This is a genomic window from Halorubrum sp. PV6, from assembly GCF_003990725.2.
GTDB lineage: Archaea > Halobacteriota > Halobacteria > Halobacteriales > Haloferacaceae > Halorubrum.
Map to the genome: position 1 here is coordinate 2,076,703 of NZ_CP030064.1, position 21,146 is coordinate 2,097,848.

Annotated in this window: 25 protein-coding genes; 12 read left to right on the top strand and 13 right to left on the bottom strand. The window is 70.3% G+C overall.

The genetic code is table 11. The features are described 5' to 3' along the window. Positions 1-61: 61 nt before the first annotated feature. Genes DOS48_RS24295 through gatD form a run of 4 tightly spaced genes read right to left on the bottom strand, consistent with a single transcriptional unit; the run spans position 62 to position 3,950 of the window. Entirely contained in the window at positions 62-1,351 is a 1,290-nt protein-coding gene (locus DOS48_RS24295) for a DUF6498-containing protein (protein WP_127118181.1), read from the bottom strand. Positions 1,352-1,396: 45 nt separating this feature from the next. Further along, the gene (locus DOS48_RS24300) at positions 1,397-1,609 is read right to left on the bottom strand and encodes a hypothetical protein (RefSeq protein WP_127118182.1); all 213 of its coding nucleotides are present in this window, start codon (positions 1,607-1,609) and stop codon (positions 1,397-1,399) included. Then, positions 1,606-2,667 (bottom strand): GNAT family N-acetyltransferase, encoded by a 1,062-nt coding sequence (locus tag DOS48_RS24305; protein WP_127118183.1) that lies wholly within the window; start codon positions 2,665-2,667, stop codon positions 1,606-1,608. Before DOS48_RS24305 ends, DOS48_RS24300 begins: the two co-directional genes overlap by 4 nt. Then, a complete protein-coding gene (gene gatD / locus DOS48_RS24310) occupies positions 2,664-3,950 on the bottom strand; it encodes a Glu-tRNA(Gln) amidotransferase subunit GatD (RefSeq protein WP_127118184.1) in 1,287 nt (428 codons plus the stop codon). The genes DOS48_RS24305 and gatD overlap by 4 nt, the downstream gene beginning before the upstream one ends. A 124-nt stretch (positions 3,951-4,074) precedes the next feature. Here gatD and deoC point away from each other — a divergent pair, with 124 nt between their 5' ends. Continuing rightward, positions 4,075-4,722 carry a deoxyribose-phosphate aldolase gene (gene deoC / locus DOS48_RS24315; protein WP_127118185.1) on the top strand — a complete coding sequence of 216 codons (648 nt, stop codon included), beginning with the start codon at positions 4,075-4,077 and terminating at the stop codon, positions 4,720-4,722. Positions 4,723-4,858: 136 nt separating this feature from the next. Further along, a complete protein-coding gene (locus tag DOS48_RS24320; RefSeq protein WP_127118186.1) occupies positions 4,859-5,089 on the top strand; it encodes a hypothetical protein in 231 nt (76 codons plus the stop codon). A gap of 67 nt (positions 5,090-5,156) precedes the next feature. On the opposite strand, the gene DOS48_RS24325 is transcribed toward DOS48_RS24320, so the two are convergent. Both DOS48_RS24325 and DOS48_RS24330 read right to left on the bottom strand, forming a co-directional pair. Beyond that, complete coding sequence (locus DOS48_RS24325) at positions 5,157-5,561, bottom strand: helix-turn-helix domain-containing protein (RefSeq protein WP_127118187.1); 405 nt, start codon at positions 5,559-5,561, stop codon at positions 5,157-5,159. A 139-nt stretch (positions 5,562-5,700) separates the two neighbouring features. Beyond that, positions 5,701-6,585 carry a universal stress protein gene (locus DOS48_RS24330; RefSeq protein WP_127118188.1) on the bottom strand — a complete coding sequence of 295 codons (885 nt, stop codon included), beginning with the start codon at positions 6,583-6,585 and terminating at the stop codon, positions 5,701-5,703. Positions 6,586-6,743: 158 nt separating this feature from the next. On the opposite strand from DOS48_RS24330, the gene DOS48_RS24335 reads away from it, so the two are divergent. Continuing rightward, on the top strand, positions 6,744-6,923 hold the full coding sequence (locus tag DOS48_RS24335) for a hypothetical protein (RefSeq protein WP_127118189.1): 180 nt from the start codon (positions 6,744-6,746) through the stop codon (positions 6,921-6,923). A gap of 135 nt (positions 6,924-7,058) precedes the next feature. Here the strand turns inward: DOS48_RS24335 and DOS48_RS24340 are convergent, their stop codons facing one another. From DOS48_RS24340 to DOS48_RS24350, 3 genes are read right to left on the bottom strand one after another with little or no spacing between them, the layout of a single operon-like run. Further along, positions 7,059-7,868, bottom strand: coding sequence for an ABC transporter ATP-binding protein (locus DOS48_RS24340; RefSeq protein WP_127118190.1), 810 nt, complete (start codon positions 7,866-7,868; stop codon positions 7,059-7,061). Next, positions 7,856-8,659 carry an ABC transporter permease gene (locus DOS48_RS24345; RefSeq protein ID WP_127118191.1) on the bottom strand — a complete coding sequence of 268 codons (804 nt, stop codon included), beginning with the start codon at positions 8,657-8,659 and terminating at the stop codon, positions 7,856-7,858. The genes DOS48_RS24340 and DOS48_RS24345 overlap by 13 nt, the downstream gene beginning before the upstream one ends. Further along, complete coding sequence (locus DOS48_RS24350; protein ID WP_127118192.1) at positions 8,659-9,684, bottom strand: ABC transporter substrate-binding protein; 1,026 nt, start codon at positions 9,682-9,684, stop codon at positions 8,659-8,661. Before DOS48_RS24350 ends, DOS48_RS24345 begins: the two co-directional genes overlap by 1 nt. A 246-nt stretch (positions 9,685-9,930) precedes the next feature. Here DOS48_RS24350 and DOS48_RS24355 point away from each other — a divergent pair, with 246 nt between their 5' ends. Continuing rightward, positions 9,931-10,842, top strand: coding sequence for a 1,4-dihydroxy-2-naphthoyl-CoA synthase (locus DOS48_RS24355; RefSeq protein ID WP_127118193.1), 912 nt, complete (start codon positions 9,931-9,933; stop codon positions 10,840-10,842). Here the strand turns inward: DOS48_RS24355 and thiL are convergent. Then, positions 10,836-11,756: a thiamine-phosphate kinase gene (gene thiL / locus DOS48_RS24360; protein ID WP_127118194.1), complete on the bottom strand. Its 921-nt coding sequence runs from the start codon at positions 11,754-11,756 to the stop codon at positions 10,836-10,838. The genes DOS48_RS24355 and thiL overlap by 7 nt on opposite strands. A 277-nt stretch (positions 11,757-12,033) precedes the next feature. Here thiL and DOS48_RS24365 point away from each other — a divergent pair, with 277 nt between their 5' ends. The 3 genes from DOS48_RS24365 to aceA are packed head-to-tail and all read left to right on the top strand — an operon-like array spanning position 12,034 to position 13,570. After that, the gene (locus DOS48_RS24365; RefSeq protein WP_127118195.1) at positions 12,034-12,357 is read left to right on the top strand and encodes a hypothetical protein; all 324 of its coding nucleotides are present in this window, start codon (positions 12,034-12,036) and stop codon (positions 12,355-12,357) included. Further along, positions 12,354-12,530, top strand: a complete 177-nt coding sequence (locus DOS48_RS24370) for a hypothetical protein (RefSeq protein WP_168654260.1) — start codon at positions 12,354-12,356, stop codon at positions 12,528-12,530. The genes DOS48_RS24365 and DOS48_RS24370 overlap by 4 nt, the downstream gene beginning before the upstream one ends. Then, entirely contained in the window at positions 12,530-13,570 is a 1,041-nt protein-coding gene (gene aceA / locus DOS48_RS24375; RefSeq protein WP_127118196.1) for an isocitrate lyase, read from the top strand. The genes DOS48_RS24370 and aceA overlap by 1 nt, the downstream gene beginning before the upstream one ends. A gap of 15 nt (positions 13,571-13,585) precedes the next feature. Here the strand turns inward: aceA and DOS48_RS24380 are convergent, their stop codons facing one another. Next, the gene (locus DOS48_RS24380) at positions 13,586-14,842 is read right to left on the bottom strand and encodes a CaiB/BaiF CoA-transferase family protein (protein WP_127118197.1); all 1,257 of its coding nucleotides are present in this window, start codon (positions 14,840-14,842) and stop codon (positions 13,586-13,588) included. A 134-nt stretch (positions 14,843-14,976) separates the two neighbouring features. Here DOS48_RS24380 and DOS48_RS24385 point away from each other — a divergent pair, with 134 nt between their 5' ends. The 4 genes from DOS48_RS24385 to DOS48_RS24400 all read left to right on the top strand — a co-directional run bounded on the left by DOS48_RS24385 (position 14,977) and on the right by DOS48_RS24400 (position 18,119). Next, the gene (locus DOS48_RS24385) at positions 14,977-15,771 is read left to right on the top strand and encodes an SDR family oxidoreductase (protein ID WP_127118198.1); all 795 of its coding nucleotides are present in this window, start codon (positions 14,977-14,979) and stop codon (positions 15,769-15,771) included. A 78-nt stretch (positions 15,772-15,849) separates the two neighbouring features. Beyond that, positions 15,850-16,773: an AEC family transporter gene (locus DOS48_RS24390; protein WP_127118199.1), complete on the top strand. Its 924-nt coding sequence runs from the start codon at positions 15,850-15,852 to the stop codon at positions 16,771-16,773. A gap of 123 nt (positions 16,774-16,896) precedes the next feature. Further along, entirely contained in the window at positions 16,897-17,244 is a 348-nt protein-coding gene (locus tag DOS48_RS24395; RefSeq protein WP_127118200.1) for a cupin domain-containing protein, read from the top strand. Beyond that, positions 17,244-18,119: a fumarylacetoacetate hydrolase family protein gene (locus DOS48_RS24400; RefSeq protein WP_127118201.1), complete on the top strand. Its 876-nt coding sequence runs from the start codon at positions 17,244-17,246 to the stop codon at positions 18,117-18,119. The genes DOS48_RS24395 and DOS48_RS24400 overlap by 1 nt, the downstream gene beginning before the upstream one ends. 103 nt (positions 18,120-18,222) lie before the next feature. Here DOS48_RS24400 and DOS48_RS24405 read toward each other — a convergent pair whose 3' ends face one another. Both DOS48_RS24405 and arcS read right to left on the bottom strand, forming a co-directional pair. Next, positions 18,223-18,387, bottom strand: coding sequence for a hypothetical protein (locus tag DOS48_RS24405; protein ID WP_168654261.1), 165 nt, complete (start codon positions 18,385-18,387; stop codon positions 18,223-18,225). A 417-nt stretch (positions 18,388-18,804) separates the two neighbouring features. Then, positions 18,805-20,607 carry an archaeosine synthase subunit alpha gene (gene arcS, locus DOS48_RS24410; protein WP_127118202.1) on the bottom strand — a complete coding sequence of 601 codons (1,803 nt, stop codon included), beginning with the start codon at positions 20,605-20,607 and terminating at the stop codon, positions 18,805-18,807. Positions 20,608-20,696: 89 nt separating this feature from the next. Between arcS and DOS48_RS24415 the strand changes: the two genes are divergently transcribed. Then, positions 20,697-21,143, top strand: a complete 447-nt coding sequence (locus tag DOS48_RS24415; RefSeq protein ID WP_127118203.1) for a pyridoxamine 5'-phosphate oxidase family protein — start codon at positions 20,697-20,699, stop codon at positions 21,141-21,143. Positions 21,144-21,146: the final 3 nt, after the last annotated feature.

A 21,146-nucleotide genomic window follows, 5' to 3' on the forward strand; every position in this document is an offset into this window, starting at 1 on the left:
CCATTAGGCGTTCGGGTTTGCGTATCACGTGCGATATCGCGGGGGCGCGTCGGCGGGACCGTCAGTCGTCGGTCGCCCCGTCGGGTCGCTCCGCCCGCCTGTCGAAGACGGAGAGCACCGGCTCCGGGTCCGCGAGCCCCGGAATCCGGTACTCGTCGTCGCGGAGTTCGATCACGACGGTCGCCGTGCCGAGCCGCCGGTCGAGCCGCCCCCGCGTCACGCGCAGGGCCGTCTCGTCCCACGGTTCGACGCGCCACAGCGTCGCGCCGGACAGGCGGTCGCGGGCGACGAGCGCGTCGTCGCCGGCGCGGTAGGCGACGAGCCCGTATCGCAGTTCGTGGTCGAGCGCGGCCACCCCCAGCGGGACGACGACCGCGACCGCGAGGAGGGCGGCCACGGTCGCCCACTCGCCGCCGATCGCGAACAGCGCGGCCACGAGCGCGGGGACCGCGGCGAGGTACCACAGGCCGGGGTGGCCGAGCGGCGTGGTCAGCGCCCCCGCGAGTCGGCTCCGGCGGGACTGACGGACGGTCCGAACCGTCCCCGTCAGCGAGCCGTCGACCGGCTCCGCCGCGGGCGGGTCGTAGGCGAACCCCAGATCGAGCGACGACGACTCGTCGAACGCGGCCAGTCGGTCGCCGTACAGCCCAGAGAGGTCGAAGGCGAACTTCACGGCGACGACGCCGAGCAGGAGCGGGAGGCCGATCGCGTCCGGATCGAGCGCGCTGATCGGCGTGTCGTCTTCCAGCGTCCCGGCGGCGACGACGGTGACGGTGAACAGCGCGCTGAAGAAGATCGCCGCGCCGCGGACGAACACGCCCTGGATCGCGGTCTGGGCGCTGTGGTCGCGGTACTCGCCGCGTCCGAAGTACTCGACGAGCGTCGTCGCGCCCTCCGCGACGAAGACGGCGAGGACCGCGAGCGTCACGGTGTCGAGCGCGTCGGGCGCCAGCCCGCCGTCAGCGACGACGCCGACCGTGAGGACCCCGACGACCGCCCAAACGGCCGCGAGGACCGGCGCCGCGACGGGGAGGACGAGCAGCGAGGAGAGCCGGATCTCGACGCCGGTCCACGGGATTGACAGGCCGGCGCGTCGCTGCGCGAGCGGGCCGACGACGAGTCCGTCTCGGTCGAGTTCGGACGGCCGCCCGGCGAACAGCGCGCGGACGAGCGCCCAGCCGGCCGTGATACCGAGTTCGAACCAGTAGAGCGCCATCAGGGCGGCGGCGTTCCAGTCGAGCGCGACGACGCCGACGAGCGGGAGCACGTTCGCGGCCGCGACCGAGAGGGCGCGGGGACGGCGACCGCGAGCGAGCGCTCGGAGCCGCGGCGGGAGGCTGACGGAGGGCATTCGTTCGTGCGGTTTGGGACGATATTGATAAGTGATCGGTGCGGGTTACGGCGCGGGACCGGCGTCGCGGTAGCGATACAGGTACACGAGCACCGGGACGATGGCGAAGACGAGGGTCGCGAGCGCCCAGAGGAGCGCGTAGCGGTTCCCGCGTGCGCTCGCGTCCCGGTAGATCCACACCGCGGCCGCGACGAGGACGCCGTATATCACGAGCGTGAGCGGGAGCGACCACGGGAGCGCGACGCCGAGGGCGCTCATGGTCGCTCGCCCGTGAGGTCGGCGCGCATCACGAAGTCCGGTTCGGCGGCGACGGCGACCCGGCTCGCGCCCGTGTCGCTCACGTGTTCGACCGTCTCGGGGATCAGGACTCGCGCGCCGTCCGCGTCGACCGCGGCGGCGTCCGCGGCGATCGCGTCGTACAGCGCGCCCGCCGCGTCGGCGTCGCGCCACGCGGCGACCCCGTACACCGCGGTTCGGACCGTCTCGCCGTCCGCCTCCTGCTCGCTAACCCGAACCCGGACCGCGAACCCGGCGAACCCGTCCGCGTCGGCGACAGCGAGCAGTCGGTTCTCGGCGGCGGCCGTCACTAGTCGCTCGCGGGTGAGCGCCGAGCAGGCCCACGGCTCCTCGGGGTCCAACGCGAGCCCGTTTAAGTGCGATCGGGCGTCGCTGGTCGTCCAGAACGCCCAAGCGGCGTTCGGGTCGGGGTCGACGACGACGTCGACGGCGGCCGTTTCGGCGTCGAGAGCCGACGAGTCCGGAACCGGCTCCGCGAAGCGGAACTCGGTCGCGGGGTCGAAGCCGGCGGCGCGCGACTGCCCGAGCCCCATGACGTTCCACGAGAACACCATGTTGCGGCACACGGTCGCGCCGCGGTCGCGGGCCCAGCCCAGCGCGGCCTTAGAGAGCGCGGTCCCGACGCCGAAGCCGCGAGCCGCGGGGTCGACGCGGATCCCCTGCCCCCACGCCTCCCACTCGGAGAGCAGGACGCCCTGGATACAGCCGACGACCGCCTCCGACTCACCCTCCGGCGCGACGCCCGTCCCGTCGCCGACGACGAGGGTGTCCTCCGGTTCGCGGGCGTCGTCGCTCGCAATCGCGTCGCTTCCGTCGAGCGCCGCGGGCGGGAGCGTCGCGACGAGCGTAGCGCTGTCGGAGTCGTCGGACGCCGCCCACTCCGCGAACACCCGCGGGATGTAGTCCTCGTGGCGCTCGCCCCACGTGTCCCGCGTGAACGCCGCGACCGCGTCGGCGTCCGCGGGGTTGGCCTCGCGGATGACGGGGGTGACTGACGACTCCGCGCCGGACGCCGTCATCGCCAGGGCTGTGACTCCTCGGTGAGTTCGCCGGCGAGGTCGCGCGTCATCGCGTCGGCGGGGTCAGACAGGTTCGCGAGCGCCCACATCAGTTTCACCTTCGCGGTGCCGGGGAGGGTGTCGCCCGCCTCGACGACGCCGGCGTCGAGGAGGTCGCGGCCGGTGTCGTACACCCGGTCGCAGACGCGGCCGGCGAGGCACTGGCTCGTCATCGCGACGACGGTTCCGTCGTCGACCAGTTCCTCGATCCGCGGGATGAGGTCGGTGTGGACGTGTCCGAGCCCGGTCCCCACGACCACGACGCCGTCTTTCCCGTCGAGGTAGTCCCACGCCGCCGGGTCCATGCCGGGCGTGAACGTCACCAGCTCCACGTCGGCGTCGAGGTCGGTCGCGGTCGCGATATCGGTCTCGCCCCGTGGTTGCGGCTCGCGGGCCCACTCGATGGCGGCGTCGGCCGCGTCGCCGTCGGCCCCCGCCTCGGCCGCCGCCGCGTAGTCGATGCGACCGAGGGGGGCGGCGCCGACCGTCTCGAAGGCGTCCCGGCGGGAGGTGTGGTTCTTCCGGACGCGGGTGCCGCGGTGGAGCGCGCAGGCGTCGTCCGAGGCGTCGGCGTGCATGCAGACGAGCGTCTCGGCGTGGTCGGCCTTCGCGGCCTCGACGGCGCACACCGCGTTCATCACGTTGTCGGAGGAGGGGCGGTCCGCGGAGCGCTGGCTCCCGGTGAACACGACCGGGACCGGCGCGTCGAGCATGAAGGAGAGCGCGGAGGCGGAGTACTGCATCGTGTCGGTGCCGTGCATGACGACGACGCCGTCGGCGCCGGCCTCGATCTCCTCGCTGACGGCGGTCGCGAGCTCCTGCCAGATCGGCGGGTCCATGTTCTCGGAGAGGATGTTGGCGACGACGCGCCCGCGGTAGTTCGCGCGCCCGGCCAGGTCGGGGACGGCCCGCAACACGTCCTCGGCGTCGAACTGGGCGGTGACCGCGCCGGTCCGGTAGTCGACGGTGGAGGCGATGGTCCCGCCGGTGGAGATGAGCGAAATCGTCGGGAGGTCGTCGTCGAAGGTGATCTCGGAGGCCTCGCCGCCGCCCGCGTCGGCCCCCTCGTCGACGTCTCTGACGCCCGATTCGAGCACTTCCACGTCGGCCGCCTCGCGGTCGATGCCGACGTTGTACCCCCCGTCGATCTTGACGACGAGGTGGTCGCGAGTCGTCGAGGGGAGCAGTACGCCCTCGTTCGTGACGTCCCCGCGGTCGACGCGGACGCGATCTCCCGGTTGCATACCACCCGGTTCCCCTGCGGCGGACTTGAATCCAACCGTTCGGCGGCGTCGGGAGACGGTCCGTCGGCGACCCGCCGCTCCGCAGGTCGGTACGCCTTTTATCGGTCGCGCGAACGAAACGCGCATGAACCGCGACGAGTTCGCCGCCAGCATCGACCACACCGTCCTCGGCCCGGAGACGACCTGGGCCGACGTGAAGACCGTTCTCGACGAGGCCGCGGACAACGGGTTGAACGCCTGTATCCCGCCGTGCTACGTCGCGGAGGCGGCCGACTACCGGAACGCGCCGGAGACCATCGCGGCCGTGGTCGGATTCCCGCACGGCCAGCACGCGCCGAAGGCGAAGCGCGACGAGGCCGTCCGCGCGTGGGACCACGGCGCCGACGAGATCGACATCGTGATCAACGTCGGTCGGCTGAAGGCCGGCGAAGACGACGTGGTCGCGGCCGAACTCTCCGACGTGGTCGCCGCGGTACCGATCCCGGTGAAGGTGATCATCGAGACCGCACTGTTAACCGACGAGGAGAAACGCCGGGCCTGCGAGGCGGCGGTCGCCGCCGACGCCGACATGGTGAAGACCTCGACGGGCTTCGCCGACGGCGGCGCCGTCGTCGCCGACGTGGAACTGATGAGCGAGTACCTCCCGGTGAAAGCGTCTGGCGGCGTCGGCTCCTACGAGGAGGCGGCGGCGATGCTCGACGCCGGCGCGACGCGGATCGGCGCCTCCTCGGGCGTCGCCATCGTCGAGGGGCACCCCGAGAGCGGAGCCTGAGCGGGGCCTGAGCGGAGCGACGCGAGCGCGTTTTTAAACGGCATCGCGCGTCCGTACCGTCGAGGCGCGCTGTCGCGTTCTCTTAGCGTGAGAACGCCGCCGGGTCCATTTATACGTGGCAGCCGTACTGAGGAGTATGAGCCATTCGACCGGACACGAATCGCGTGGTCTAGACCTCGACGCGGCGTTCAAAGTATTCGGTGCGGTGGGCATCTTCATCTCCGTGGCGCTCGTCGTCGGCGTCCTCGCGTTGACCGACCCGTTCGGCGAGTACGTCAAGGCTTCGCCGGCGGTGTACGGGAGCCTGCTCTACGGCGGGCTGCTCGCGGCCGTCGGGTACGCCGTCTACGCGCTGCGCCGTCGCTGACGACGAACGCGCGATACAAGGAAAACGGTCGAGTCGGCGAACAGCCGCTTCCGCAACCGAGCCGGAGTTAACTCGACGCGGTGACGGACTCGGTCTCCGAGCCGTCGTACTTCTCTTCGAACTCCTGGATGAGTTGGCCCATCTTCGCGTACCAGTCGTTGAGCATTCGCTGCATCTCGTTCGTGATCTGCTCGGGGTCGGTCGGCGAGTACACGTGGTAGTAGCCGCCCTGATCGTAGTTGATCTGTTCTTTGCTGATAAAGCCCGTCTGCAAGAGGCGCTGGATCGCTCGGTAGGCGGTGGACCGCTCGCGGTCGACCTCCTCCGCCACCGCGTCGATCGTCATGGGGTCGTCGCTCTCGACGAGGGCTCTGAAACACTCTCGGTCGAGCGGCTTGAGCCCGTGGAAACACTCTAAGAGCCCCTCGCATTGCATGTCGCTTTGGAGCTGTTCTGACAGGGAGTCCGGCATGGTATTACGAGGTTGTACGGCGCGTACTTGTAAAAGGCTTGTGTATAGATAACACAATCTTGCGACATCCTGCTAACGGCCCGTCCGTCGTCACCGACTCGTCGACTCGTCGACTCACGCGGGCAGCGCCGCTGCGCCGTCAGGCCGTGCGCGGCGGCGGCACGAGGAGGACGTTCCCGGTCGCGCGAGTGACTATCTCCTCGGAGACGCTCCCGAGCAGGAGCCGCCGGAGCCGGCTGCGCCCGCGAGAGCCGAGAAGCAGGGTGCTCGGGTCGTGTTCCGCCTCCGCCGCGAGGATCTCCGTGGCGGGGTCGCCCCGTCGGACCTCGGTCCGCGCCTCCAACCCCCAGTCGTCGAGGCGCTCGGCCAGGTCGCCCAGCCGCCCGGCGGGGTCGTCGTCGCTCGTTTCGTCTTTCGGCGACCGGACGTGGACGAGCGTCACCTCGGCGGTCGCGTACCGGAGGTATTCGAGCGCCTGAAACGCGCGCTCGGCGTTCTCCGAGAAGTCCGTCGCGAGCAGCGTCCGTTTAAATAGGTGCCGGCGGATCGTCTCCGGGTCGTCGACGCCGCGCTCGATGCGGTCGACGAGCAGCGGGACGACGGTCGTGCGGGCCAAGTTGCGCGCCGTCGACCCGATGACGCGGTTTTCGAGGGGGCTCTTCCCGCGGGAGCCGACCAGGATCAGGTCGGCCGCGACCGACTCGGCGATGCCGTTGATCCGGCGGTGCGGCGTCCCGCGGACGACGTGCGTCTCGACCTCGAACCCCTCGGCTTCGATGGTCGACCGGTACCGCTTGAGCGCCCGCTTCCGCCGCTTCTGGAAGTTCATGCCCGGCATCCCGGAGTGGATGTTCGAGGGGACGACCGTCACGAGGTGGACGCGGTCGACGCCGATCCGGTTCAGACAGGAGAGCCCGGTGTCGGATTCGATCATCGTCTCGCTCGCCTCGGACAGGTCGGTCGCGATCACCGCGGACCGCCCTCCGGTCGCGGACCGGCCGGGCGCCGCCGAGCCGGGAATCATGGGCTCCCCGCGCCGGCGGCGAGTCGTCGGACGCACGCATTTTTCGCGTCGGTATTTCTCATACCACACAATATTACCGCACCGGCGATAAATCCCCCGGTCAGATCTCCCGCTCCCGGCGCCGAGGGTATAACCCGACGGCGGTCGAACCGGGCTGTATGACCGACGACTCCGTCGACGACGCCACCGACGACGCCCTCGAACGCTTCCTCGAAGAGGCCGAGTCCACGCTGGACGACTACGAACAGGGGTACGCCGACGCCGACGCGACCCTCACCGTCCTCCGAACGCACATCGACGAACTGGCCGCCGTCGTAGACGAGGGAGACGGGGACTGAGACGAGACGGGCGGTCGCCGACGAAGCGTCGGCTCGCTTCGCGACCGCGTGCCGCTCATCTCGTCACGGTCCCGCGCCGATCAGTTGTCACGGCCCCGCGCCGATCAGTTGTCACGGCCCCGCGCCGATCAGTTGTCACGGCCCCGCGCCGATCAGTTCCCGGATGCGGGCGACGTGGTCGCCGAACGCCGGGTCGCCGCGCTCGCGCGGGCGCGGCACGTCGACGTCGACGACCGAGTCGACGCGGCCCGGTTCGGCCGCCATCACGACGATTCGGTCGGCGAGCGTCACCGCTTCGGCCACGTCGTGGGTGACGAACAGCACGGTCTTGCCGGTCGACCCCCACACGTCGAGCAGCTCCCGCTGGAGCATCTCGCGGGTCTGGGCGTCGACCGCGCCGAACGGCTCGTCCATGACGAGCAGCTCCGGGTCGACCGCGAGCGACCGCGCGATGGCGACGCGCTGTTTCATCCCGCCCGAGAGCGACTTCGGGTACGAGTCGCGGAACTCGGAGAGGCCGACGAGGTCGAGCATCTCATCGACCCGCCGCTCGCGCTCGGCCTCGCTCCGGTCGGTCCGTTCGAGCCCGAAGGCGACGTTCTCCGCGACGGTGAGCCACGGGAAGAGGTGGTACTCTTGGAACACCACGCCCATGTCGGTCGTGGGGTCGGTGACGGGCGTGCCGGCGACCCGGACCGCCCCGTCGGTGGCCTGGGTCAGCCCGGCGATGATCCGGAACAGCGTCGTCTTGCCGCAGCCGGACGGGCCGACGAGACAGACGAACTCGCCGTCCGCCACCGAAAACGACACGTCGTCTAACGCGCGAACCGGTGTCCCGCCGTCGTCGTACGTCTTCCCGACGCCGTCGAGGACGACGCCGGGGTCGCCGCCGTCTCCCGTGGGCGACCCGCCCGTCGCTCCGGAGCCGCCGTTCACGCCTGCCATGCTAACACCCGACGTTGGACCGCGCGGAACGCCACGTCGACGACGAGATACAGCAGGCTCAACACGAAGATGTACGCGAGCGCGCGGTCGACCCGGAGGTTGTTGCTCGCGCGGAGGATCTCGCGACCGACGCCCGGCACGGAGAATATCTCGGCGGCGATCACGAGCATCCAGCAGCGGCCGAGCCCGGTGCGGATGCCCGTCATGATCCCCGGCAGCGACGCCGGCAGGACGACCGACCGGACCATATCGAGGTCGCTGCGCACGCCGAGGGTCCGCCCCACGTCGATCAGGTCGTCGGAGACCGCCTCGACGGCGCCGTAACTCGCGTAGAAGTTGATCCAGAACCCGCCGACGGCGATGATGAACGCCGCGCCGGCGTGGTTGAGGCCGAACCACGCGATGGCGAAGCCGATGAGCGCGAGCGGCGGGACGGGGCGTAACACCCGGACTAGGGGCGCGGTCACGTCGTCGAGCAGGCCGCTCCACGCGAACGCGACGCCGGCGCCGACGCCGAGGCCCGTGCCGACGAGCGTGCCGGGGATCCAGTGTCGAACGCTCGAGACCAGCGCCGCCGGCATCGCTCCCGAGGCGAGTTGGCCCCGGAACTCCGCCGCGACCGCGACCGGCGAGGGCAGGACGATAGCCGGCTGCGTGAGCGAGACGAGGTGCCAGACCACGACGAACCCGGCCAGCCCCGCGGCGCCGCGGAGCAGTCGCCGCGGGTCTCCGAGGGCGATATCGACGCCCAGCGCGCTCCCGTCGACCTCCCGTCTGGTGTCGGTAGCCATTACAGCGAGTCGTAGACGCTCCGGTCGAATATCTGGTCGTTGGTGAGCTGTTCGTCGATCTGGCCGTTCGACGCCGCGAACTCCGAGAAGACGGGCGTCGCCTCGCTGATGGACGCCGGGTCGGTGACGAAGTTCGAGAGCGGCGAGTCGAGCGCCTTCCGCGCGCGGTCAGCGGGCATTCCGATCCCCGACTCGACGTGTTGGGCCGTCGCGTCGGGGTTTGCGCCGATAAACTCGGTCGCGCGGACGTGCTGTTCGAGGAACTGCGCCGCGAGCGGGGAGTCACGCACCTCGTCGCTCATCAGCGTGACCGCCGCCGGCTGACCGGGAAGTATCTCGGCGGCCGTCCGGAGCATCGTGACCGAGGAGCCCTCCGCCTGCGCGATCGTCGGGACCGGCTCCATGATCGAGGTGCCGTCGATGTCGCCGCCGTTTATCGCCTGCCAGACCGCGTTCGCGCCGTTTATCTCGCGGATCTCCACGCTGTCGTTCGCCTCGGGGTCGACACCGGTCTCCCTGAGCCAGTAGCGGAGCAGCACGTCGGGGACGCTCCCCTGCGGGAAGGTCCCAAAGCGGAAGGGACGCCCGTTCTCTTCGGCCCACACGTCGAACGCGTCGCCGCCGTGTTGCTCGAAGGTGTCGTGGAACGACTGTTCGGCCATGATCCCCATCGGCTCGCGGATGTTTGCCGCCGTCACCTGCGCCGGGATGTCGTTGTCGATGACGATCATCGCCGGGACGATACCGAACATCGCGACGTCGATGTTGCCGCCGCTGAACGCCTGCACGATCGCCGGGCCGTCGGTGAACTCCCGGCCGTCGATTTCGGCGTCGATCGACGAGAAGTACCCTTCGCCCTCCATCACGTACCACTGGAGGTCGGGGTAGATCGGCATGTGTGCGACCGTCAGTTCGTCGAGTCCGTCCCCGCCACCGCCGAGACAGCCGGCGAGTCCGAGCGTCGCGGCGCCGCCGGCACCGGCGAGGAACGACCGGCGCGTCGGCGGCGAGTTCGCGTCGTACATATCCACACAACGGCGTCCGGGACCAACACCCTCGCGTCACCAGCAACGACGGCACGATTCGGTGACGACCGATCGGCAGAGTACGCGGTTTATAAGGCCCCACAGGGCCGTTTTACCGTGTTTCGCGGTTTATCCGGGGTCACAGGATCGCGCAATACTTGCGAGACTCGGCCGCGAGTCGTCCGGGAGTCGCCGAAGGAGGCCGTCAACCGCCGTCGTTTATGGGATCGCCCGCCAACGGAGGGCATGGTCTCGGATCTCTTCGACCCCGACGCGTGGGAGCAGGTGACAGACGAGTTCGACGACATCACCTATCACCGCGGCGTCGACGTGCCGGTCGTCCGGATCGCGTTCGACCGCCCCGAGGTCCGGAACGCGTTCCGCCCCGGCACCGTCGACGAGCTGTACGCCGCGCTCGACCACGCGCGAAAGCAGGCCGACGTGGGCTGCGTGCTGCTCACCGGCAACGGCCCCTCCGAGAAGGACGGCGGCTGGGCGTTCTGTTCCGGCGGCGACCAGTCGGTGCGGGGCGGCTCCGGCTACGAGTACCGCGACGACGACGAGGCCGGCGAGGAAGACGACCCCCTCGTCAAGGAGGCGCGGGCGGGCCGCCTCCACATCCTCGAAGTTCAGCGGTTGATCCGGTTTATGCCGAAACCCGTGGTCGCGGTCGTGCCGGGGTGGGCGGTCGGCGGCGGCCACTCGCTGCACGTCGTCTGTGACCTCACGCTCGCCAGCGACGAGCACGCGAAGTTCCTCCAGACCGACCCCGACGTGGCGTCGTTCGACGGCGGGTTCGGGTCGGCGTACCTCGCGAAACAGATCGGCCAGAAGAAGGCCCGCGAGGTGTTCTTCCGCGGGAAGACCTACTCGGCCGAGGAGGCCGCGGACATGGGGATGGTCAACGAGGCGGTCCCGCACGAGGAGCTAGAAGACGAGGCGATAGCGTGGGCCGACGAGATGACGAAGAAGTCGCCGACCGCGATGCGCATGCTGAAGTACGCCTTCAACATGACCGACGACGGGATGGTCGGCCAGCAGGTGTTCGCGGGCGAGGCCACCCGCTTAGCGTACATGACCGACGAGGCGGCGGAGGGCCGCGACGCGTTCGTCGAGAAGCGCGAGCCGCAGTTCCGCGAGTACCCCTGGCACTACTGAGGTCGGCCGGAACCGCTCTCTGACCCGTGCGTGTACCCGCGGTCCGGGAGCGGGTCGCCGTCGGCGGTGACCCCGTCCGCTTCGTCGACGACCCGTCCCACGCGAGTCAGCCCGCCCGGACACGCCTCGCGAGCCGTGGGAACCGCCTCCTCGGGGAGCGTACAGACGAGTTCGAAGTCCTCGCCGAAGTGCGCGGCCAGCTCGAAGCGCTCGCCCGACTCGTCGGCGACAGCCTCGACGGCGGGGTGAACGGGAACGCGGTCGGCGTCCAGTTCGAAGCCGACCGCGCTCGCCTCGGCGAGTTGGTGGAGCGAGCGCGCGAGCCCGTCCGAGGAGTCCATCATCGCGGTCGCGCGGTCGGCGAGCGCCAGCCCGTCGGCGACGCGGGGCGTGAACCGGAACAGGTCGTTCGCGCGCTCGACCGCCTCGTCGTCATCCCTTTTAAATAATCGGAGCGCGGCGGCGGAGCGTCCCCACTCGCCGGTGACACAGAGCGCGTCGCCGGGTCGCGCGCCGGATCGAGTGACGGCGCCGGCCCCGGTGAGGGTGCCGATGGCGGTCGAGGCCGTGGTGAACTCGTCGTGGCTGTCGAGGTCGCCGCCGACGTACTCGGCGTCGACCGCCTCGCAGACGTCGACCGCGCCGGCGACGAAGCGGTCGAGCCCCCCGTCGTCGAAGTCGCTGTCGGCGTACACCGCGACCGCCGCGGTCGCCGTCGCCCCCATCGCCGCCACGTCCGAGAGCGACGCGCCGACCGCGCGCCACCCGGCGGTGTAGCGCGTCGTCCCCGGCGGGAAGTCGGTCCGCTCGTGGAGCATGTCGGTCGTGATCACGGTGTCGTCCACGACGGCGGCGTCGTCGCCGGCGTGCGGCAGGTCGGCCGCGAGCGCCCGAAGCGCGTCTCGCTCGTTCACGATACCGGCGGTTCACGCCGGGGCGGATTATAACTGTCCGATTCGGCCGTCTCGCGGGGTCGTCGATCGGATTCCCCGATACCGTGCGGATAGGTACCAACCACCATTTAAAGGCCCTAAACACATTAACGAATATTATCATTATCAATCATTATGTTTATTACCATCCTCCCGCTCGTACCAATCGCAATGACAGTATCCGTACGCGGACACGCAGCGCCCCGACCCGCCGACAGCACGATAACCAGACGACCGCCGCAACCCCCTACACGACCCGATGACGACACCTGACGACACCACACCCACGGCCGACAAGACGAACCGACAGACCGACCGAACGACGAGCCGTCCGACCGCGACGGGCCGAGACCCGACCGCCGATCCTTCTACGCGATCGATCCCTGGGCGCCTGCCCACCACCGAGGAGGCGGGTGCCCCCATCGTCCCGAGGACGCACACGACGACGCGCACCACGGAGCCGATGGCCACCGACAGCCGCCGGCGACCGAGCCCGCCGCCGACCGAAGCCGAGCGCGACGCCCCGCTGGTCCCCGACCTGCGACCGACGCGTCGCCGGGCGACGGACGGGGGGTCGCGATGAGCGCCGTCCCGATGGCTGGGACCGGCCGCGGCCCGCGACCGGACCCGACGACGTTCACGCGGCGCGCGATAGAGCAGTTCGACGGCCGCGGTGACCGAGCCGACGAGACGACCGACCGACCCGAATCGACCGCAGCGCGGTTCGACGACGACGCGACGACGGAGAGCCACTAATGCATCCCAACGAACTCGACGACGACGTCTATCGGAAAGATATCGACAACCCGGCCGGCCGAAAGCTCCGCGAGCTGTTCGAAGAGCAGGACTACACGTTCGCGCCCGGCATCTACCACGCGCTCGACGCCCGCCTCGCGGAGATGGCCGGCGTCGACGCGGCGTACATGAGCGGCTACTCGACCGTCCTCGGCCAGTTCGGCTTCCCCGACCTGGAGATGGTCACCATGACCGAGATGGTCGAGAACGCGAAGCGCATGGTCGAGGCGACGAACCTCCCGGTCGTCGCCGACTGCGACACCGGCTACGGCGGCGTCCACAACGTCCGGCGCGCGGTCCGCGAGTACGAGAAGGCCGGCGTCGCCGCGGTCCACATCGAAGACCAGACCTCACCGAAGCGGTGCGGCCACATCGCGGGCAAGCAGATCGTCTCCCGCGAGCAGGCGCGGTCGCGCTTCGAGGCGGCCGTCGACGCCAAGCAGAGCGAGGACACGGTCATCATCGCCCGGACCGACGCGTACGGCTCCGCCAACGGCGACTGGGAGGAGCATCTCGAACGCGGCCGGATCTACGCCGACGCCGGCGTCGACCTCGTCTGGCCCGAGATGCCCGACCCGTCCCGCGAGGACGCGGTCGAGTACGCCGAGACGATCCACGAGACCCACCCCGATCTGGATCTCGCCTTCAACTACTCCTCGTCGTTCGAGTGGGGCGCCCAAGAGGACCCGCTCACGTTCGAGGAGCTCGGCGACCTGGGCTACCAGTACATCTTCATCACGCTGTACGGGCTCCACTCGGGCGCCCACGCGGTGTACGAGGATCTCTCGAACATCGCCGAGAACGACGAGCAGGCGCAGTTCGACCTCGAAGACCGGTACATCGGCCACGAGACCGAGAGCCACCACGAGCTCTCCTTCGTCCCGCGGTACCAGGACATCGAGGCCGAGTTCGACCCCGAGGCCCGAAAGCGGCAGGAGGAGTCGGCCGGCTTCACCGACGAGGAGAGCGACCCGATCACCGCCGAGAACGACGACGACTGAGCGCGTCGCGCCCCGCTATCGGTCCGGAATCGCCCCCAGATTTTTCAGCTCCGCGAGGTCGCCGTCGCCGTACCCGTACTCGCCGAGCACCGCCTCCGTGTGCTCGCCGAGCGACGGCGGATAGCGACGGTTCGTCGTCGGCGTGCGCGAGAAGTGCATCGGCGACCCCGGCACCCGCATCGGGCCGGCGGTCGGATGCTCGAACTCGGCGACCATGTCGCGCGCGGCCAGCTGCGGGTCGTCGAACACCTCGGCCATGTCGCGAACGCGGCTCGCGGGCACCCCGTGATCGCTGAGCCGATCGATCGCCGCCGCCGTCGTGAGCTCCGCGAACGCGGCGTCGAGTTCGGGGTCGAGCGCGTCCCGGTTGCGCACGCGCTTCTCGTTGGTCTCGAATCGCTCGTCGGCCAGCAGGTCCGGACGATCGAGCGCCTCACAGAGCTTGGGCCAGAACGCGTCGGCGGCGCAGGCGACGACGACGTAGCCGTCTGTCGTCTCGAACGCCTGATACGGAGCGATGTTCGGGTGTTTGCTCCCCATCCGGCCCGGCGGCTCGCCGCTCGCGAAGTAGTTGGCGGCCATGTAACTGGTCCACGCCGCCTGTCCGTCGAGCAGGCTCACGTCGATCTTCTGGCCGGTGCCGTCGCCGAGTTCGCGCTCCAAGAGCGCCGCGAGGATCGCTTGGGTCGCGTACATCCCGGCGCCGATGTCGGCGAGCGCGACCCCGATCCGAACCGGCGGACCGCCCTCGACGCCCGTCATCGACATGAACCCGCCGCGGGCCTGCATCACGATGTCGTAGGCCGGCTCGTCGCGGTCGGGCCCCCACTCGCCGTAGCCGGAGATACCGCAGTAGATCAGTTCGGGGTTCGCGGCGGCGAGATCCGGGTAGTCGAGGCCCCAGTCGGCCATCTTGCCGACCCGGAAGTTCTCGACGAGCACGTCGGCCTCCCCGGCGAGGTCGCGGAACACCGCGCGCCCCGCGTCGCTCGCGAGGTTCAACTCGACGGAGCGCTTGTTTCGGTTGACGCTGGCGTAGTAGGCGCTCTGGGCGTCGTCGGGGTCGGACTCCTCTCCCTCACCGAACGCCGGCGGGCGCCACGTCCGCGTCTGGTCGCCCTCCCCCGGCCGCTCGATTTTGATGACCTCGGCGCCGAGGTCGCCGAGTTGCATGGTACAGAACGGCCCCACCAGCACGCGGGAGGCGTCGAGGACCGTGAGCCCGTCGAGCGGCCCCGCGTCGCCGTCCGGATCGCGCGCCTCACCGACCACGCCGGATCACCTCGCCTGTCCGTCGCCGTGTCGCGTCCATGTCCCCGGAGTCGGCCGGGCGGGTAATGAGCCTCCCGGCGGCGACGCCCGCCGCGTCGCCAACCGTTAAACGGCGGCGAGGCGATCGGTTCCGTATGGATCTGGACATCTCGGGGAACGTCGCGCTGACGACGGCATCGAGCAGCGGTCTCGGCTTCGCGTCCGCACAGGCGCTCGTTCGCGAGGGGGTAAACGTCGTCATCAACGGCCGCGACGGCGACCGCCTCGCGGCGGCGAAAGAGTCGCTGCAACGCGAGGCGGCCGACGGCGCCCGCGTCGTCGCCGTGCAGGGCGACATCACGGATACCGACGACCTCGACCGGCTCGTCGAGACGACGGTCGACGAGTTCGGCCGGCTCGACCACCTCGTCACCTCGGCCGGCGGCCCGCCCTCGGGGGCGTTCCTCGACACCGACGACGAGGACTGGGAGGCGGCGTACGAACTGCTCGTGATGAGCGTCGTCCGCCTCGCCCGGAAGTGCGCCGAGCCGCTGGCCGACGGGGACGGCGGGACCATCGTCACGATCACCTCGCGGTCGGTGAAGGAGGCGATAGACGGGCTGGTGCTGTCGAACGCGGTGCGGATGAGCGTCGTCGGCTTAGAGAAGACGCTCTCGAAAGAGCTCGGCCCGGAGGTGCGCGCGAACGCCGTCCTCCCCGGCTCGCACGAGACGAGCCGGATCCGAGAACTCGTCGATCAGGCGATCGAGCGCGGCGAGTACGACTCCTACGAGGAGGGGCTCGCCGACTGGGTCGACAACCCGCTCGACCGCATCGGCGACCCGATCGAACTCGGGAACACCGTCGCCTTCCTCTCGTCGCCGCGCTCCGGGTACGTGAACGGGCAGGCCATCGTCGTCGACGGTGGCGGCGGCGACGCGACCCTGTAGTTGGGGGAGCGCTGTCTGCGGCCCCCGCGTGACCGCGACCGCAACCGTCAACCGGGGGGATGGCCTCGCTGCGTGTAGATGGAGGTCCTCGTGCGACTCGCCGGACTGCTCGCGCTGCTCCTCGTCGGGACGGGGCTCCGGTACGCCGGCGTCCTCGACGCGGCCCGCACGGAGCTCCTCAACCGGGCCGCCTACTACGGCGCGCTCCCGGCGCTGGTGTTCGTCGCGACCTACGACCAAGCCATCGGCGAGGTCGTCTCGTGGGAGCTGCTCGTCGCCGTCCTCGCCGCGTACCTCGGCACGGCGGTCGTTGCCGGCGTCGTCCACCGCCGCCGCTCGCCGAGCGCGCGCCGGAGCGTCGCGGTCGTCCAGTCGTACCACTCGAACGTGGGGTACCTCGGGCTCCCCGTCGTCGCCGCGACGTTCGGCCCCCGCGTGACCGCGATCGCGAGCGTCGTCTTGGGGATCGGGTCGCTGGTCCAGGTGCCGCTGACCGTGATCCTGCTGGTGTCGATGAACGGGGAGAACACCGAGGGCGCGCTGGGGCGACACCTCCGGTCGCTCGCGGGCAACCCCGTCCTGCTGGCGCTCGTCGCCGGGATGACCATCGGCTGGTTCGAGGTTGGCGTTCCGAGCCCGGCCGCGACGGCGCTGGGCTGGGCCGGGTCGCTGGCGCTCCCGCTGGCGCTGCTCTGCGTCGGCGCCACGCTGCAGGTCGACCGGGCGGCGATCGACCGCGGGGCGACCGCGTCGGTGGTCGCGCTCAAGGTGGCGTGTATGCCCGCCATCGCGTGGGCGGCGCTCGCGCTGCTCGGCGTCAACGCGGCGACGCTCACCGCCGGCGTCGTGATGCTCGGCACGCCGACCGCGGTGTCGACGTACGTGTTCGCGACCGAGCTCGGCGGCGACGCCGGGTTCGCCTCGCTGAACGTGTTCGTCACGACGGTCGCGTCGGTCGGATCGCTGACCCTCTTGATCGAACTGATCGGGACGACCGTGTGAGCCGGACAGATCGGGACGGCGGGGTACGGCGAACAGATAGGGACGGCGAGGTACGGCGAACAGATCGGGACGGCTCCCGCCGCGACCCGAACCGATATGCCGTGGGGCGTCATCTCACGGCGCATGGACCACGTCGCCTTCGAGGACGCCGAGACGTACGAGCCGGAAGCCGGGTGGGCGCGCGCCGCGCTGGCGGGCAGCGACCGATTCACCTTCGAGTGGTTCGAGAAGCCGGCGGGCCACTCCTCGCCGATGCACGACCACGAGAACGAGCAGGTGTGCCTCTGTCTGGAGGGTGAGCTCGTCGTGCACACCGAGGCCGACAGTGCCGTCTTGGGACCGTACGACTCGGTCCACCTCGACAGGTGGGAGTCACACCGCGTCGAGAACCGGACCGACGAGCGCGCGGTTGGCCTCGACGTGTTCGCGCCCGGCCGCGGATTCGACTTCTGGACGGATCGCGAGGAGTGATGACGAGCGACACGCCACGGGCGGGGGGAAGCGACGCGGCGCCGATTCGCCTCGCGCGGACGGTCGAGGGACGCCCGCTCGTCGGCGACGAGGACGGGTTCGTGCCCCTCGCGTCGGCCGGCATGGACGGAATCGACGAGGCGCTCGGCGCGGCGGTCGGGTGCGGGGCGTCGTCGCTCCCGTCGGTCGAGTCGCTCCCCGCCGCGCGGACGCCGGCGCGGCGACTGTCGTTCGGGGTGCCGTTCGACCCCGGTAAGCTGTGGGGGATCGGCCTCAACTACGCCGACCACGCGGCCGACCTCGACGCGGTCCGGCCCGCGGAGCCGGCGAGTTTCATGCGCCCGGCGACCGCGCTGACCGCGCCCGGCGGGCCGATTCGGCTGCCGCCGACCGAGGAGGCCGCCCGGATCACGGCGGAGGCGGAACTCGGCCTCGTGATCGGTCGGACCTGCACCGACGTCGACGAGGGCGCGTTCGGCGAGGTCGTCGCCGGCGTCGTCCCGGTCATCGACGTGACGGCCGAGGACGTCCTCCAGCGGAACCCGCGGTTCCTCACGCGGGCGAAGAGCTACGACACGTTCCTCGTCGTCGGGCCGTGGATCGTGGCGCCGGTGAGCGTCGACCGGCTCGCGGGGACGACGGTCCGAACCGTGATCAACGGCGAGACGGTCGCGGAGAACACCGTCGACCGGATGCTGTTCCCGCCGGAGGAGCTCGTCAGCGTCCACTCGCGCGTGTTCACCGCAGAGCGCGGCGACCTCATCTCGACCGGGACTCCCGGCGCGGGCGGTATCGAGCCCGGAGATACGGTCCGGGCGGAGGTCGAGGGCGTTGGCGTGTTAACGGCGGACGTGGTCGGCGAGGAGAGGGAGTAGCGGGACGGAGGAGATCGGACGGGGGTAAAGGACGAACCGCGGGAGAGAGAACGTCGGCCGTGGGAGAGAGAGAACGGCGGCCGCGCGTGAGAGGAGAGCCGACCTACGCCGGCAGCGTGTCGATACCGTCGATCTCGACGTAGCCGTACCCGCACTCGGGGCAGCGCCACTTCGTCTTCTCGCCGAGGTGTAGCGTCATCGCACCGGTCCGGTAAAACGACTGGGTCTCTCCACACGAGGGACAGTCTACCTCCTTTTCGAGCGCCATACTCGCGGATCCGTTCGGCGCGGTTTTGAAGATACTGATCCGCCGGTTGCACTCGGCTGGTCGCGGGTAAATCGCGCCTGGGAGATCGTCGGTGAACACCGCCTCGCCGGCTGTCCCTCTGCGTCCCGCCCGCACAGCACCACTGGAAGACGTTCCTGCTCGCGCACTCCGTTCGCTGTGCGGGCTGTGGCTTCCATGCTCCCGCTCGTTCCACTCACGGGACCGCAACCGCGCCGCACGCCTCCCCAGCCTCGTCGGTCGTCCTCCGCGCCGCTCCGGACGACCGACTCCCTCGCGCGTGCTGACTCGCGGCCGCCGAGAGCGGCCGCTCGCAGGCACGCGCCAGCGCGGGTCTCTTTATAAATTGTTGTCGCCGTCCTCTCGCTCGTTATAAATAGCTCTCGCCGCGTCTCGTCCCTACGTCTCGTCGACGTGCCGAACCTCGCTGGCGACGCCCCGCGTCGACGAGACCATTTCGGGACCGGACATCTCGGCGCGCCCGACCGCGAACGCCTTCGGCCCCTCGATGACGACCTCGTCGCCCACGCGGATGTCGTCGTCCGCGTCGACGACGCCGGGCGCCAAGACGGAGCCGTGGGGGACGAACGGGTCGATTTCGACGCGCTTCGTCGGCGCGTCGCTCTCGACCCACCGGCGCGCCCCGTCGATGGTGAAAGAGAGCGTGCCGTACTGCGGGACCATCGTCGCGAGCTGTTCGCCCGGCTCGCCCTCGCGCCCGGCGTCGGGGTCGTCGCCCCACACCTGCAGTTTGGGGTACCGGCCGGTGGTCCGGATGTCGGCCTCGCCGGGTCCGCCGAACAGGTCGTCGCCGGCGCCGTCCCCGAGCAGGTAGTCGGCGAGCGCTCGGACCGTGTTGTGTTCGCGCTCCCGCTTGCTGTAGGCCGGCTCGCCCTGCAGGGCGGCGTTTAACTCCCCGAGCGACTCGTCGCTCGTCGGGTGGCCGACGCAGGTGTACTCGAAGGGTACGTCGATCGCGGGGTTGGCTTCGACCCGCTCGCAGATCTCGCGGTAGCCGTCCTCGGGGACGTGCGCGATCACTCGCGAGTAGTCGTTGCGCTCCAGATATCGGCGGAGAACCTCGCTGACGAAGCCGATCTCGTCTTCGCTCCAGTCGCCGGTGACGACGGCGTCGTAGTGTTGTGCGGGGTAGGTCGTCTCCAGCTCCTGCGGGACCACGCCGATCGGCGAGGTCATCGAGACCGTGTGCCCGCGCCACTGGATCGCGTCGTGGAACTGCCCGTGGCTCTGCGAGTCGCTGTACGGTTTGGTGGCCGAACACGGGACCAACACGAGCGGCTGGTCGGTGAACCGGTTGCGGTACCGGCTCGTCACCCGGTCGGCGAATCGGCGAATTTCGACGCGGTCGAGCGTCTCGCTCGTCGCCGCCGTCACCTCGGCGTCGCGCATGAGCGGCGTCCGCGCTTCGAGGTACCCCCACTGGTCGTCGAACTCGCGGAACGCGGCCGTGAGCCACTGCTCGTGGCGGGTCTGTCCCTCGATGTAGTCGCGCAGGCGCCCGGCGCGGATTCGCTCGCGGACCCGCCGCAACTCGGCGCGGAGCGCGTTGACGTTGTGGTCGGCACAGTCCTCCCGCGTGAACTCGTCGCGGGGTTTCGCGCAGGCGGGACAGGCGCAGGGGAGCTCTTCGAGGTCCTCCAAGAAGTGTTCGGCGTCGGCGGTGCAGTACATCCCCTGGGTGCCCTTCGTGCGCGCCAGCGTCGCGTCGACGAGGTCGACGCCGGCGTACGCGAGCAGCGCGACGTTCCGGGGGGTGGCGACGCCCGAGAGGACGAGCGCGGTGTCGGCCGGGAGCGCGTCCTTCGCGGTCACGATTGCCTCCTTGAACGCCTCGCCGTGGCCGACGAAGCCGGACGCGTCCGCGAGAACGTAGGCGTCGGCGCCCACGTCGCGGGGGGTCCCGCTGTCGACGACGGCCGCGGACGGGAACTCGACGGCGGGGTGGTCGACGGCGAACGACTCGCGGACCTCGTCGCGGGTGCCCGCGGGGAACGCGCGGTGCGGGAGGACGGTGAGCGCCTCTTCGTCGCCGTCGGGGACCGTGCGCTCGGCCGCCCAGAGGCTGCCCGCGTCCGCGAGGAACGGGTCCGCGAGCGCCGGCGTCGTCACGGGGTCGGAGAGGCGAAGCTCCCCGAGCCGGGCGGCGCCGTCGCGCTCGTGGACTTCGAAGTACTCGGTCATACTCCCTCTCGCGGGGGGACGGTCAATTCTCTTGTGTTCCGCGGTCGCCCCGGCCGAACCGTTAGGTTCCCGGCGCTCGTATCAGTCGTATGGAGATAACCGGCCCGTGGGACCGCGACCGAATCGACGAGTTCCTCGGCGAGGCGCGGGTCCCGGTTCGGCTCGGCTGTCGCACCCCGCGTGACGCCCCGTGGATCGTCTCGCTGTGGTTCTCGTGGGACGGGGCCGTCAACTGCGCGACGAGCGCGAGCGCCGACCTCGCCGACTTCCTCGCGGCGGACGACCACGTGTCCTTCGAGGTGTCGACGAACGACCCGCCTTATAAAGGAGTGCGGGGACGCGGACACGCGGCGGTGTCGCCGGACGCGGACAAGGAGCTGCTGCGAGCGCTGTTGAATCGGTACCTCGGCGGGACCGACAACCCGACCGCCGACCGGCTCCTCCGACCGGAGCGCGAAGAGGTGAAGATCCGGATCGAACCGGAGCGGCTCCACTCGTGGGACTACAGCGGGCGGATGGGATCGGCCGACGACTGACCG

What these genes read in the sequence shown, in the direction of transcription:
- DOS48_RS24295 (WP_127118181.1), bottom strand. Translation starts at nt 1,351, where the DNA reads ATGCCCTCCGTCAGCCTCCCGCCGCGGCTCCGAGCGCTCGCTCGCGGT.
- DOS48_RS24300 (WP_127118182.1), bottom strand. Translation starts at nt 1,609, where the DNA reads ATGAGCGCCCTCGGCGTCGCGCTCCCGTGGTCGCTCCCGCTCACGCTC.
- DOS48_RS24305 (WP_127118183.1), bottom strand. Translation starts at nt 2,667, where the DNA reads ATGACGGCGTCCGGCGCGGAGTCGTCAGTCACCCCCGTCATCCGCGAG.
- gatD (WP_127118184.1), bottom strand. Translation starts at nt 3,950, where the DNA reads ATGCAACCGGGAGATCGCGTCCGCGTCGACCGCGGGGACGTCACGAAC.
- deoC (WP_127118185.1), top strand. Translation starts at nt 4,075, where the DNA reads ATGAACCGCGACGAGTTCGCCGCCAGCATCGACCACACCGTCCTCGGC.
- DOS48_RS24320 (WP_127118186.1), top strand. Translation starts at nt 4,859, where the DNA reads ATGAGCCATTCGACCGGACACGAATCGCGTGGTCTAGACCTCGACGCG.
- DOS48_RS24325 (WP_127118187.1), bottom strand. Translation starts at nt 5,561, where the DNA reads ATGCCGGACTCCCTGTCAGAACAGCTCCAAAGCGACATGCAATGCGAG.
- DOS48_RS24330 (WP_127118188.1), bottom strand. Translation starts at nt 6,585, where the DNA reads ATGATTCCCGGCTCGGCGGCGCCCGGCCGGTCCGCGACCGGAGGGCGG.
- DOS48_RS24335 (WP_127118189.1), top strand. Translation starts at nt 6,744, where the DNA reads ATGACCGACGACTCCGTCGACGACGCCACCGACGACGCCCTCGAACGC.
- DOS48_RS24340 (WP_127118190.1), bottom strand. Translation starts at nt 7,868, where the DNA reads ATGGCAGGCGTGAACGGCGGCTCCGGAGCGACGGGCGGGTCGCCCACG.
- DOS48_RS24345 (WP_127118191.1), bottom strand. Translation starts at nt 8,659, where the DNA reads ATGGCTACCGACACCAGACGGGAGGTCGACGGGAGCGCGCTGGGCGTC.
- DOS48_RS24350 (WP_127118192.1), bottom strand. Translation starts at nt 9,684, where the DNA reads ATGTACGACGCGAACTCGCCGCCGACGCGCCGGTCGTTCCTCGCCGGT.
- DOS48_RS24355 (WP_127118193.1), top strand. Translation starts at nt 9,931, where the DNA reads ATGGTCTCGGATCTCTTCGACCCCGACGCGTGGGAGCAGGTGACAGAC.
- DOS48_RS24365 (WP_127118195.1), top strand. Translation starts at nt 12,034, where the DNA reads ATGACGACACCTGACGACACCACACCCACGGCCGACAAGACGAACCGA.
- DOS48_RS24370 (WP_168654260.1), top strand. Translation starts at nt 12,354, where the DNA reads ATGAGCGCCGTCCCGATGGCTGGGACCGGCCGCGGCCCGCGACCGGAC.
- aceA (WP_127118196.1), top strand. Translation starts at nt 12,530, where the DNA reads ATGCATCCCAACGAACTCGACGACGACGTCTATCGGAAAGATATCGAC.
- DOS48_RS24385 (WP_127118198.1), top strand. Translation starts at nt 14,977, where the DNA reads ATGGATCTGGACATCTCGGGGAACGTCGCGCTGACGACGGCATCGAGC.
- DOS48_RS24390 (WP_127118199.1), top strand. Translation starts at nt 15,850, where the DNA reads ATGGAGGTCCTCGTGCGACTCGCCGGACTGCTCGCGCTGCTCCTCGTC.
- DOS48_RS24395 (WP_127118200.1), top strand. Translation starts at nt 16,897, where the DNA reads ATGGACCACGTCGCCTTCGAGGACGCCGAGACGTACGAGCCGGAAGCC.
- DOS48_RS24400 (WP_127118201.1), top strand. Translation starts at nt 17,244, where the DNA reads ATGACGAGCGACACGCCACGGGCGGGGGGAAGCGACGCGGCGCCGATT.
- DOS48_RS24405 (WP_168654261.1), bottom strand. Translation starts at nt 18,387, where the DNA reads ATGGCGCTCGAAAAGGAGGTAGACTGTCCCTCGTGTGGAGAGACCCAG.
- arcS (WP_127118202.1), bottom strand. Translation starts at nt 20,607, where the DNA reads ATGACCGAGTACTTCGAAGTCCACGAGCGCGACGGCGCCGCCCGGCTC.
- DOS48_RS24415 (WP_127118203.1), top strand. Translation starts at nt 20,697, where the DNA reads ATGGAGATAACCGGCCCGTGGGACCGCGACCGAATCGACGAGTTCCTC.